Annotated in this window: 9 protein-coding genes; all 9 read left to right on the top strand. The window is 32.7% G+C overall.

The features are described 5' to 3' along the window. Positions 1 to 550: 550 nt before the first annotated feature. The 9 genes from ACEN2K_RS11475 (at position 551) to ACEN2K_RS11435 (ending at position 13,410) form a co-directional block, all read left to right on the top strand. Positions 551 to 2,182 carry a hypothetical protein gene (locus tag ACEN2K_RS11475; RefSeq protein WP_441759465.1) on the top strand — a complete coding sequence of 544 codons (1,632 nt, stop codon included), beginning with the start codon at positions 551 to 553 and terminating at the stop codon, positions 2,180 to 2,182. A gap of 212 nt (positions 2,183 to 2,394) precedes the next feature. Then, a complete protein-coding gene (locus tag ACEN2K_RS11470; RefSeq protein ID WP_441759464.1) occupies positions 2,395 to 2,901 on the top strand; it encodes a hypothetical protein in 507 nt (168 codons plus the stop codon). A gap of 207 nt (positions 2,902 to 3,108) precedes the next feature. Beyond that, positions 3,109 to 3,498, top strand: a complete 390-nt coding sequence (locus ACEN2K_RS11465; RefSeq protein ID WP_441759463.1) for a DUF1398 domain-containing protein — start codon at positions 3,109 to 3,111, stop codon at positions 3,496 to 3,498. Positions 3,499 to 3,580: 82 nt separating this feature from the next. Next, complete coding sequence (locus ACEN2K_RS11460; RefSeq protein WP_441759462.1) at positions 3,581 to 4,018, top strand: acyl-CoA thioesterase; 438 nt, start codon at positions 3,581 to 3,583, stop codon at positions 4,016 to 4,018. 134 nt (positions 4,019 to 4,152) lie between these two features. Then, entirely contained in the window at positions 4,153 to 4,923 is a 771-nt protein-coding gene (locus tag ACEN2K_RS11455) for a patatin-like phospholipase family protein (protein ID WP_441759461.1), read from the top strand. A gap of 391 nt (positions 4,924 to 5,314) precedes the next feature. Then, positions 5,315 to 5,614 carry an HPF/RaiA family ribosome-associated protein gene (locus ACEN2K_RS11450; protein ID WP_441759460.1) on the top strand — a complete coding sequence of 100 codons (300 nt, stop codon included), beginning with the start codon at positions 5,315 to 5,317 and terminating at the stop codon, positions 5,612 to 5,614. 104 nt (positions 5,615 to 5,718) lie between these two features. Beyond that, the gene (locus ACEN2K_RS11445) at positions 5,719 to 6,516 is read left to right on the top strand and encodes an NIPSNAP family protein (protein ID WP_441759459.1); all 798 of its coding nucleotides are present in this window, start codon (positions 5,719 to 5,721) and stop codon (positions 6,514 to 6,516) included. A gap of 67 nt (positions 6,517 to 6,583) precedes the next feature. After that, positions 6,584 to 8,266: a Na/Pi cotransporter family protein gene (locus ACEN2K_RS11440; protein ID WP_441759458.1), complete on the top strand. Its 1,683-nt coding sequence runs from the start codon at positions 6,584 to 6,586 to the stop codon at positions 8,264 to 8,266. Between the two features lie 161 nt (positions 8,267 to 8,427). Then, complete coding sequence (locus ACEN2K_RS11435) at positions 8,428 to 13,410, top strand: translocation/assembly module TamB domain-containing protein (RefSeq protein WP_441759457.1); 4,983 nt, start codon at positions 8,428 to 8,430, stop codon at positions 13,408 to 13,410. The last annotated feature ends 3 nt before the right edge of the window (positions 13,411 to 13,413 follow it).

Raw genomic sequence — 13,413 nt, 5'->3', positions numbered from 1 at the left:
AATTTAGAAGGCTTTTTAGTTTAAAAAAAGCATCAAATTTAGTGCTGTAAAAACTCATTCTATTACAAAACACGAGTAACTATACTGCTTTCACCTTCAAACGAATAGGATAATTATTGATTAAAATAATTGTATTTTATTTATTCAAAAGTGCCTCTGCTTTTTTTCTTTTATTTTCCTTGCATTTTGTGCTTGCAAATAACATAAAAATGCAGTACTATTGCAGCTTGGAAAAAACTAGAATAGCAAAAACTAAAATTTAGCCATTCATCTACTTAAATCATTGCTTTAAAAGTAATTAGAAGTAATTCTGATTTTATAACCACATTATAAAATTTTGCTTTAATCAATAGTTCAGTCGATACAAAGACCAAAATTCTCAGACTGAAATTAAATTCCTATAATTTAAAAGTAAAATAGCGTTACAGCTACTAGTCAACAAAGATTCTGAATACATTGAGATAATGTATTTGAACATAGGATGAACTATAGCTTTTTGGTCACCAATAGTACAAAATCAATTAATAATTAAAAAATAGCACTCGTATAAATGAAAGAAAATCAGACACAAAAATTTTATTGGGGAATTGGATTAGAAAACGAAACCTATATGCAATTTGAAGAACCCTTAATCGTATCTGGTGAATTTATACAACAAAAAATTGGTTTTGAAAAGTACAGTATTGACTACAGAAAATGTTATAAACCTAATAGTTTAGCCCCTTTACTAGAACAAGCTTTTAGTACTCATAAAAATTACAAGGTTAGCCGAATGATTAATAGTCATTCATTAGAAAAAATGGATGTAAATTTCCAGCATAAAACCATCCCTGTATTAGACGCTATAATACACACTAATGATAGCACCGTAGTTAAACCTGCTCCTATTGCCAATCCAGAATACCTTGGACAGTCAATTATGGAACGTTTTCTAGAAAACCAACCTTACAATATTCAAAGTATGATAACTCAGAGAGACAAAACCATGGGTTCTGTGCACTTTGATGGTGATTCTATCGAATTTGTGACCAAATATTTTGAAAATAGAACTGTAGTTGAATCTTGTAATGAATTAAGAGCAACTAAAAAGTTATTTCTTGATAAAATCAATGAATCTGCTGTATTTGATGAAAAATTAAATTTTCCAGATTACAATAAGGGTCTAAATATGTTCATGACTAATCAAGAAAACTTAGTGTTATTTAACAATGGAACTTACCATTTTCATATTACCCTGCCCACTCTTACAGAGGATAGCCGAATAGTTGATTACGATGCATTTGATAAAACTCATGCTAATGCCATTTATATGTTGCAATGGTTTGAGCCTTTCTTCATAGCTACATTAGGAAGTCCTGATATTATGGGTGTTATTAGTAACCAAGTTCACTCTGACAAAAATTTTACTTTAGGCTCGATGCGTAACGCCATGTCTAGATACATAGGTGTAGGTACCTACAATAAAGCAATGCCTAAGGGAAAAATTCTTACCTATAAAGTAGATGATTTTAGAAAACTATTGAAGTTTGAAAAAGAAGACAACATCTGGTGGAGAGATCAGATCGAAAAGGAGATGGAATATGAACTCCTGCCTGAAGTGGGTCTGGATTTCAATCAAGAAAAAATGTATCAAAGTGGTTTTGAGTTTAGAAGCTTAGATGAATTCCCTGCTTCTTACTTAAATGATGTTTTATACGCAATTATCTTAATTTGTGAACATGCGCTAAACCTTCCCGATATTAAATGGGGACATGATAGTGTGGTGTGGAATAATTTAGTCTTCAAAACGCTTAAATTTGGTTATGCTACTGAAGTTACTGCCGAAGAAAAAACGGAATTACTAGATTTATTAAAAATAATAGATCCATTGAGTCCAAGTTGTAATACTCTTACAGCAGAATTTGAATCAATAGTGTTATTAGATGAGTTTTTCTTTAAAATCCTCGAAGTGCTCCACAACAAGTACAAAGACAATAACATTTGTATTGGCACTATGTATGGAAAAGAAGCAAGTTCATCACCTACATGGGAAAATTTTAATAAGTACCAAACAGAGCAACATATTTTGCAAATAACTGCTTTGGCTACAGCAAAAGAAATTTATTCTGAACAGCAAATTGACTATCTATGCAAGCCGACTATTAATCTTAATACAGATAGGAATTACGCGACTTATCTTTAAATTTTAAATTTTATCTATTTTTTAGCAACAAAAAATTACGCTATTTAAATTATTCAAATTCAGCACTTTAAACTTACTCTAAAGTATGAATACAGTTTTACTACTATCCAATTAAATGCCGAAAAATTACTGTGGCACAGTTGTTGGATTTACAGAAAACGTATATACAAATGAATGAAAATAATTAAATAAAATTGTAAAAAATAGAAATCATGAAAACTTTAAAATTAACTGCCGTTGGAATAATTCTACTTGTATCAAGTGCATCACATGCACAACTTTCAATAAATTTAAACATAGGAACAGCTCCTACGTATCAAAATTCATCGAATGTAGCAGTAGGCTATTACTACCTACCAGACATTCAAACGTATTATGACGTGCGTGCGAATCAATATATCTATTTAGAAAGAGGTAACTGGATACACTCTAGAAACCTACCTTACCGATATAGAAATTATGATGCTAGAAATGGATACAAAGTGGTCTTAAAAGATTATCACGGGAACCAGCCTTATAGAAATTTTAATAATGACCGTACTCGTTATTATGAAGGATATAGAGGAGACAATCAACGCATTGTTCTAGATCGAAATAACAATCGTGTAGTATATGGTAAAGACAAATCGAAAGATTGGAGAGATGACCAATACGCTTCTAATGATCACAATCATAATGAGCGTCATGGATATGAAAAATACCATAAAAATAGACGTTAGTCTGAATAACATTTGATAAAGAGAGCTTCATTATGAAGCTCTCTTTTTTTTTGTTCCTTATTACTATTCCTTTAATTCTGTATGGTTATACTATTTTAAAAATAGCCGTAATCTTTTATTATTGGCTAAGAAATCAAAAAAAGTTCATCTAAAAATTGTACTTTTCCGTTTTAAATTTGAAAACGTATAATAATCAATCGTACAAATATGTTTACACTAGAACAGATCAAAGCAGCGTATGAAAAAGTAAAAACTGGGCCTGACTTTGCTACTTATATTCAGGAGCTAATTAATTTAGGGGTGAAAGGCTATGACACTCATACGAAAGACAGTCGCGTTGTTTATTACGGAGACAACAATCAAGAAGTAAGTACTGACAAAAAGCACGAAGATTTTCCCGTAGCGACTATAGTGAATAAAGAACGTTTTATTGAGTATCTGGTAATGCATCAAGGAGGTCAAAGTGATTACTTTACTTTTTGCCAGCAAGCGGCGCAATGCGGCATTGCTAAGTGGCGCATTGATATCATAGAAATGACCTGTACCTACATTACAGGGCAAGGTGATCCGCTGCTAATTGAAAAAATTCCGGTTTAAAATTCCTTATACTTATTTCTAATGCTACTATACCATTTTGTATCGTAGCTATGCCGACAATCCATATTATAAAAATAAAAAAATGACAGCTTTCAGTAAAAAATTATCGTTTCGTTGGTCAGATCTTGACCCCAATTTTCACGTTCGTCACAGTGCCTATTATGACTTTGGTGCACAGCACCGTATCGAGATTTTAGAATCTCTTGGATTGACCATGAAAGTACTACAATCTAATAGCTTTGGTCCTATCTTATTTAGGGAAGAATGTGTTTTTAGAAAAGAAATTAAATTATCAGATACTATTTTTATGCATACTAAAGTATCTCAAATGCGTGAAGATGCTTCTCGATGGTCTATAGTACATGAATTTAAAAATGAAAATGATCAACTGTGCGCTACCATTACAGTAGATGGAGCTTGGATGGATACGCAACTTAGAAAAATTGCCAAGCCTACTCCTGAAATTGCTGTACAAGCTTTAACTAGTTTTCCCAAAAGCGAAGATTTTATATCCTTATAATTTTAAGTACTCTTCAACTTCTTACTACCACAGTAAGATTTTACACCAAAAAGCTGATTATCATTAATTTTAATGGTTAATCAGCCTTTTTTTTCTATATTCGAAAAACAAGTTAAATCATAACCCAATAGTATATGAAGTCCAAAGTAGGAATTGTATTATCAGGAGGTGGTGCACGTGGTATCGCACATTTAGGAGTATTAAAAGCATTGGAAGAATTCGGAATTGTACCCACACATATCTCTGGAACCAGCGCTGGAGCGATTGCAGGAGCATTTTATGCTGCTGGTTATTCAGTAACTGAAATTGTGGAAATATTAAAAAAAGGGCAGATTTTTAATTTCTCAAACTTTCTTATAAAACGGCAAGGTTTATTTGCCATGAAAGGCTTCCAGGGGATTTATCATGAATACTTAAACGACAATACTTTTGAAGACTTAAACATCCCTTTATACGTCGCTGCTACTGACATTTTAAAAGGTGAATTAGTTTATTTCTCCTCTGGAAATTTATCAAAATCCTTAATGGCTTCTTCCTGTATTCCTCTAGTTTTCCAACCTGTTAGTTTTAATAATTCTCTTTATGTGGATGGTGGTGTTATAAATAATTTTCCTATTGAACCACTAACAGACCAATGTGATATAATCATTGGTAGTTATGTCAATTCTATTAAAAAGGAAGTAGATGAGGTACACATGAACAATATAGTTGACCGCTGTTTCCATCTGGCAATGAAAAGTTCTGTTCAAAGTAAGATTGATAGCTGTTCTCTTTACATTGAACCGCCTAATATGAGCCAATTTAGTATCTTCAATCTGCGTAGAGCGGATGAAATCTTTGAATATGGCTATAAGTTCGCACTATCTTTAGAAAAAGAAATCAAAGAGTTAGATATTAAATTTTAAGAACTGAAACTATTAAAAATCATGAGTAATTATAACATTGGTTAGTAGTTTTTTCTTTTTGTACCCTACTTTAATTAATAAATAATCACATCTATTTATAATGGAGCAAATCAAATAGCTACTGGAGTCAAAAACATTAAAATAGTCGTATTAAGTAGTTAACAAATATGTCGTGCTACTAATTCATTCGCCATTAAAACTGACTCTTCACCTTAAAAAACAACTGATTTTCAGTAATTTAAGATATAAAAAAGGGGTATTTCCTTTTTTAATGCTTAAATTTGAGATGCTAGCTATATTTCATCACTTACCTAACTGTATAGCTTACATTCTTTGACTGTTACTTAACATTTAAGCTATTAAAACTTATTTAACTCTAAAACCTAAAATTATGGAAACTACAATTCAATTTGTCCAAACAGAAAAAAATAGTAATGCTGAAGATTTGGTTATAGAAAAACTGGAAAATTTATCAAATCACTACAGCTGGTTAATTAAAGCCAAAGTTTTTTTCAAAGAAGTTAAAGACTCCAAAGGGAAAGGGAAAATATGCGAAATCACCTTAAGCTGTCCAGGTCCCCAAATTTTTGCATCATCAGATGAAGAAACATTTGAAGCTGCAGCCGCAGAAACCATTCGCGATTTACAAGTACAACTTAATAAACGTAAGGCAGATATGAAGCCATACTAATTTACTGATAACACCATTTTGTTTATGTATTTTTTAGCTATACATTTAACTTTCATAACTTTAACCGAAAGTCATCCTATCATTTCTTAAAAACAGTGTAATAAATGAAGATTTTAAAATTAGTAACTATTTTAATTATCCTGTATTCTAGTTCCAGTTTTATTACGTTAAATAAATGCATTGACCGTACAACGGATACTGAATTTTATGCCATAAAAACCTATCTTTTCGATTCAGAACGGCAACTTGAAGAAACCGAACTGTATCTGAAAAATGCTTATTTACCTGCTTTGAAAAAACTAGGTTTTAAAAATATTGGTATTTTTAAATCAAACGCAACAAAGACGGACCCTTTACAAAAATTAATTATTGTAATTCCGTTGCAAACATTAGAAAAATACCTTCAGCTAGACGAAAAATTAGCAAAAGACAAATCGTATTTAAAGGCTGGGGCTAACTATATTGAAGCCACTTTTGACCATGCTCCTTATGCCCGTATCGAAACCGTCTTTTTAAAAGCATTTATTGATCACCCTAAGTTAAGCCTTCCTGACTTAAAAGGAAACAGAGTTAACCGCATTTATGAATTAAGAAGCTATGAATCGCCCACTGAAGCCTATTTTAAAAATAAAGTAGATATGTTCAATGCTGGTGGCGAAATTGACCTTTTTGAACGTCTTAAATTTAATGCTGTGTTTTATGGCGAAGTTATCTCAGGAAACAATATGCCTAATTTGATGTACTTAACGACTTTTGAAAACCAAGAAAGTCGTGACGCCCATTGGAAAAAATTTGGAGCCGCTCCAGAGTGGAAAAAATTATCTGCTATGGAGAAGTACAAAAACAATGTTTCCCACATAACAATAACCTATATGCATCCCACAGATTATTCAGACTATTAAAGATTCACTCATTCTAAAAAAAACTAATATTAGTTAACCTTAGTGTCACTTTAGCCTACTAAATTATATGGAAACATTTAAACCTTTTTTTAAACTTGCTGCGGGCGTCGGATTGTTTCTTTTTGCGATGTATTTACTAGAAGAATCTTTAAAAAATCTATCGGGACGTAATTTTAAACTATTTCTGCAACGCATTACTAAAAACAATATTGGAGCAGTAACAGGAGGTGCAATAGTGACTGCTGTACTACAAAGTAGTTCTATGGTATCTTTTATGGTATTAGCCTTTGTAGGTGCTGGGGTTTTCACGATGAAGAATGCAATGGCCATTATCTTAGGTGCTAATCTGGGAACAACATTAGACAGTTGGCTTGTAGCCACTCTCGGGTTTAAAGTTGACATCGAAGTGATTGCTTATCCAACCGTTTGTTTGGGAGGATTAATACTGATCTTTTTTGGTAGCCGAAAAACAGCTAAATACCTCTCCTATTTTCTCTTCGGTTTTGGATTGCTATTTATAGGGCTTTCCTTTATGAAAACGGCTATGGAAGCTCAAGTCAAAATAATTGATTTTGCACATTATGCTCAGATGCCTTTGGCGGTTTTTCTACTGATGGGATTTATTATCACTTTATTAGTGCAATCCAGTTCTGTGACAATGGCGCTAACACTTAGTGCACTTCATGTAGGAGCCATTAGTTTTCCCATAGCAGCTGCAATTGTACTTGGTTCAGAGACGGGTACTACCATTAAAATTGTATTAGGAGCTATAGGAGGAAATTCATCTAAAAAAAGAGTGGTTTTGGGGAATTTACTTTTTAATGTCTTCGTAACTGTAGTAGCATTTATATTGCTACACCCCATATTAAATTTAATTACCAGCGTCTTAAACATACAAGACCCATTAATAGGCTTGGTCACATTTTCAACCTTAATCAACTTATTCTCAATCCTTATTTTCCTACCCTTGCTTGATGTTTTTGCACAGTTTCTAGAACGGTTCTTTAAAGATGCTAACAATACCGCAACTGCCTTTATAAATCATGCGACCATTGCTGAGCCTATCACCGCCTTAGATTTATTTAAAAGAGAAACCGACTATTTTATTTATAATTCCATGCAATATAATTTGGCTTTATTTAAAATTGGAGATGACAATTTTCAAACTAATGCTGAATACGAAACCATCAATGAAAATAGAAAGTTTAGTTTAAAAACAAAAGAAGAGAAATATGACTTTTTAAAACAGCAACAGGGAGAATTACAAGCATTTTATTTAAAGTTAAGACCTAAATTAGCCACAGAACAATTCTCAGAACTCAATCAATTAATTTCAGCAGTACGCAGTGCCATGCATTCGGTAAAAAGTATTAAAGACATAGGTAGCAACATTCTCAATTTAAGTCATTCGTCTAAGGATATTAAATACAACTTCTTTCTCCACCATAAAAAGGAAACGGAGTTATTATATCTAAAACTGTATGCTTTGCTGACGCAAAAAGAAGATGCTGAATTTGCTAATCTTCAAGCAATTTTTGATTCCATTGAAAACAACTACAGTTCAGCATTAAATGATTTTTACACCGATGCTCAAAATGCTACTATCGAAACCATAGATATCACCACAGTAATTAATTTCAACAGAGAGTTGTTCACTTCTAATAAGGCAATCTTAATAGCAATAAAAGATTATTTGTTGAAAGAAAAACAAGCTGAAGGTTTTAACGAACTTCTCGTTTATAAAACGTAATTATTTGAAGTCATGACTCTAAAATCGAATAATTTTATAACATAAACCCTATAATTTATAAAACACTTTCGGTTTAAATTTTCATCTTTGTGGTTAATTTCGATGAAATCCGAAAATAAAAGTGCATTCCAGTTATTTTTAGACCTATAAATCAGCTACTCTTGAAAAAATATTTGCAAAAAAGTTTAAAAATATTCCTCTGGACAATAGGAAGTATTTTTGCATTACTCTTACTGATCCTAATTCTTATCCAAGTTCCTGCTGTTCAAAATATAGCCAAAGAAAAAGTAGTTGCTTATTTACAGGAAAAAATAAAAACCAAAGTTTCTGTCGACACATTACAAATTGGTTTTCCCAAAAAAATTATCTTAAAAGGAGTTTATTTTGAAGGTCAAAAAAGAGATACACTACTAGCTGGTAAGGAACTTTCCGTAGACATTAGCATGTTTCAGTTAATGAACAACAAAGTAGAAATTAACGCAATAGATCTTCAAGGAATAACCGCTAATGTAAGTAGAGACCGTAACGCCGTTTATAATTTTGATTACATTATCAAAGCTTTTGCAACTGCTGATCAACCAAAGAAAGATTCTACACCTATGGAATTCTCTTTGGAAAAAATAAACTTGGACAATCTAAAGATTAATTATAACGACGCTTACAGCAAAAATGATTTGTATTTTAATCTAAGCCATTTGGACACGCGAATAAAATCGTTTGATCTCAATAAAATGGATTTTAATATCCCAAAGATCACTATCAAGGGACTTACATTAAGACTGGAACAAGGTATTTTAAAGGAGATAAATAAAGCTACAGAAGAAGTAAAGAAAGTTGCCTCTGATGATGATTTTAGTTTGGAACTAGGAGAAATTGATTTGTCAAAAATAGACATTCAATACCGAGATGAAAAATCAAAATTAGCCACTACCCTAGCCTTTAAAAAATTAGGTGTAAAATTCAGTAAAACGGATATAAACAACCAGTTCTTCCTGATAGACGCTATTAATCTAACAAATGCTAAAGGAAAATTAACTTTAGACAAAGTACTCGCTCTCAAAGACACACAACAGACTACAACAGTTGCCGCTAATCAAAATAAATGGGAATTTAAGATCAAAGAATCTACTTTTAAAAATGTAGACTTTGATTTTGATGACAATAATGCCGCAGCAGTACGCAAAGGTATCGACTACAAGCATTTAAAGATCAAAGCACTATCATTTGATGCTAACAACATACATTACAGTCCGCTAAGTATTGCTGGAGAAGTGAATTATTTTACCGTAAAAGAACAAAGCGGATTAAATATTCAGTCTTTTAAATCCGACTTTTTTTATGGTCGAAAAAATTCCTACCTAAAGAATTTATACCTTAAAACACCTCAAACACTTTTAAAAGATGCCATTGAAGTAGGATATCCTTCTATTGAAAGCATTAGTTCTAACTTAGGGGAACTAAGCATCAATGCTGATCTAAAAAATAGTCGTTTGGGCTTTAAGGATATTTTGATTTTTGTGCCAACACTTGCTAATAGCAAACCGTTTAATACAAATCCTGAAGCAATATTGTTAATCAATAGTAAAGTGACCGGAAAACTAAAGCAGATAGAAATTCCTAAATTAGAAATCAGCGGAATAGGTACTACAAAAATTGCCGCCAGTGGAACTATTACAGGATTACCTGACGTTAATAAAGCCTATTTTGACTTGGATATTAAAGAGTTCCAGTCGTCGGCAAAGGACCTGAACAAGTTTGTACCAAAATCAACCATTCCGAGCAATATTCAGTTACCTTCTCAATTCAATGTAAAAGGGAAATTTAAGGGAACTATTAATTATTTCAACACTAATCTAATTCTGGGAAGTTCCTATGGTGGCGCAAAGATTAACGCCATGTTTGACCAAAGAGTCAAAAATAAAGAAAAGTATGATGCACAAACAGAACTTCAAAATTTTGATTTAGGAAAATTACTTAAAGACAAAACGATTGGGAAGTTAAGTTTAAATGCAACTGCTAAAGGAACCGGTTTAGACCCTAAAACTGCCAATGCAAAAATCAAAGGAACTATATTTAAGTTAGATTACAATAAATACACTTACCAAAATTTAAACCTTAACGGTGCTATTGCTAACGGATTATTCAATGTAGCTGCTGATATGAATAATCCTGATCTAACATTTGATTTAGTGAGTAGTGGTAGCTTTCAAGACAAATATCCACAGGCAAAAGCTAATTTGAATATCGATATTGCTGATTTAGAAAAACTAAATTTACATGCAGGTCCGCTTAAGATTAGAGGGAATATGGCTGCTGATATTCAGTCTGCTAATTTAGATTACCTCAATGGGAAATTACACATTGTTAATTTAACTATTGCTGATGCTAAAGAGCAATTTGTTACTGATTCTATTAGTCTTATCGCTACGTCTACTAGAGATACTAATGCTGTGGTATTGAAATCCCCTTTCATTAATGCTTCTATCAAAGGACAATACAAGCTAACAAAAATTGCAAACGCACTTCAGCATTCACTTGCACAATATTACAACACTACTGCTACAGCGGCAAAAGCGGTTAATGAAAAACAAAATTTTGAATTCAAAATTGGCGTTACTGATAGTCCGATTTTGTTAAAGTTAATACCAGAGATAAAAAGCTTAGAACCTATCGCAATTTCAGGAAGATACAATTCAGTAAATGACTCCATTGTACTCAAAGGTACTATTCCTAAACTCGTGTACGGACAAAACACAATTACTAATGCGGTATTGAATGTTGATACGAAAGACAAAGCTTTGCTTTACAGTTTTATAGTTGATGATATTCAAAACAATCAATTCCAGTTGCCTTACACTGCCGTTACAGGTCAGTTAAAAGAGAATACTGCAAATTACACTGTGCAGCTAAAAGATTTGAAAGATGTAGAACGCTACTTGTTAGCGGGTACACTGCAGGCGAAGTCGGGAGATAATGAGCTTCACTTAGATGCTTCAAAATTAGTGTTGAATTACGAAGATTGGAAGATTGATCCTAATAATGCGATTCGCTTTGGTTCAAAAGGGGTTTATGCAAATCAATTTGACTTGAGTAAAGACGGTAGTCATCTTAAACTACAATCTACCGCTGATAAAAAAAATGCCCCTTTAGCAGTAGATTTTAAAGATTTTAAAATTGAAACGATCAGCAGTATTGTCGAGAAAAGTGATTTACAAATCAGCGGAAATATTAACGGGAAAGCCTTGGTAAAGAACTTAACAACTTCTCCAGAATTCACATCAGATTTACTAGTAGATAATTTTGCATTTAAAAAAGATACTGTAGGAAACATTGAAATTCATATCGACAATCAAGTAGCAAATACCTACAGCACTAAGGTGGCCATCAATGGGCAAGGCAATCAAATGGATTTAAACGGAACTTACACCACTGGAGCGGGGGTTTTGAATATGAATTTAGATATTGCAAAATTAAATCTAAAAAGCATTCAAGGCTTTACGCTTGGAAACCTAACTGAAAGTACCGGATTCTTAAACGGCCAATTTACAATAACTGGAAAAGCCAATCAACCTGATGCTATAGGAAACTTAAAATTCAATGATGTTGGTTTCAAAGTAACCCCTTTAAATGCCACATTCAAATCAATAGATGACAAGATTAAGTTTACGGCTGGTGCCATTTCATTAGATCATTTTACCATTAAAGACGAAAAAGACAATGATTTAGTTATCAACGGTACCATTGACAGTAAAGATTTTATGAATCTTGGATTTAACCTAACCGTTGATGCTGACAATTTTAAAGCAGTAAATTCACAAGCAAAAGACAATGATTTGTACTATGGCGAAATGTATTTAGACAATCATTTACGCATCAAAGGCGATTTAAACAACCCTGTAATTGACGGAAATATAAAAGTAAACAAAGACACTAAATTTACCATTGTCTTACCGCAATCAGATCCATCTATAGCAGATAGAGAAGGTATTGTAGAATTTATTGATCAGGATAATCCTTCTTTAATAACAACTGTGGCAGTGGATGAATCGTTGAGCCAAACCGAAATTAGTGGTATTAATGCTTCTGTAAATATTGAGGTAGATAAAGAGGCTGAGTTGTCTATTGTAATTGACAAAGCGAATGGTGATTTCTTAAAGTTAAAAGGAGAAGCACAACTAAATGGAGGAATAGATCCATCTGGGAAAACAACGCTTACTGGTAGGTATGAGTTGAAGGAAGGAGCTTATGAAATGAATTTCAATTTAATTAAACGAAAATTTGATATTGAAAGCGGTAGTTATATTCTTTGGACAGGAGAACCTACTTCTGCAGATATTAATATTACTGCAGTTTATCGCAATGAAGCGGCCCCTATTGATTTAGTTGGTGATCAGTTAGGAACAGTAAGCGCCGAGGTTAGAAATACGTACAAGCAAAAAATCCCTTTTGAAACCGAACTAAAAATGAATGGGGAATTAATGAAACCAACGATCAGTTTTGATATCATTTTACCCGACGGTAATAATAGTGTTTCCACTGAAATCATTAATGCAACACAAGCTAAATTAGCACAGCTTCGTCAACAACCAGACGAATTAAACAAGCAAGTATTTGCTTTGCTGTTACTCAATCGCTTCATAGGTGAGAATCCTTTTGCAAGTGAAGCTGGTGGAACCACAGTAAGTTCATTAGCAAGAGCAAGTGCCAGTAAAATTTTATCACAACAACTAAACAATTTAGCTGGTGATTTGATTAGTGGTGTCGAACTTAATTTCGACTTAAATTCAACTGAAGACTATACTACAGGAACTTTAGAAAATAGAACTGATTTGAATGTGGGTATTTCTAAGAAATTATTGAATGACCGTTTAAAAGTAACCGTTGGAAGTAGTTTTGGACTGGAAGGACCACAACAACAAAATCAAGAAGCCAATAATATAGCTGGCGATGTAGCGGTAGAATACCAACTCTCTAAAGATGGGCGTTATAAATTAAGAGCGTACAGATTGAATAAATACCAAGTGGCGCTACAAGGTCAGGTGGTTGAAACGGGAATTGCCTTTATTCTAACTTTAGATTACAATAAGTTTAAAGAGTTATTCCAGGCTAAGAAAACCACTAAGGAAGCTAAAAAATCTAAATAATAC

Source organism: Flavobacterium sp. W21_SRS_FM3 (assembly GCF_052113625.1).
Classification (GTDB): domain Bacteria; phylum Bacteroidota; class Bacteroidia; order Flavobacteriales; family Flavobacteriaceae; genus Flavobacterium.
The sequence above is the reverse complement of the archived record's forward strand: the minus strand, read 5'-3'. Positions and strand labels throughout refer to the sequence as shown.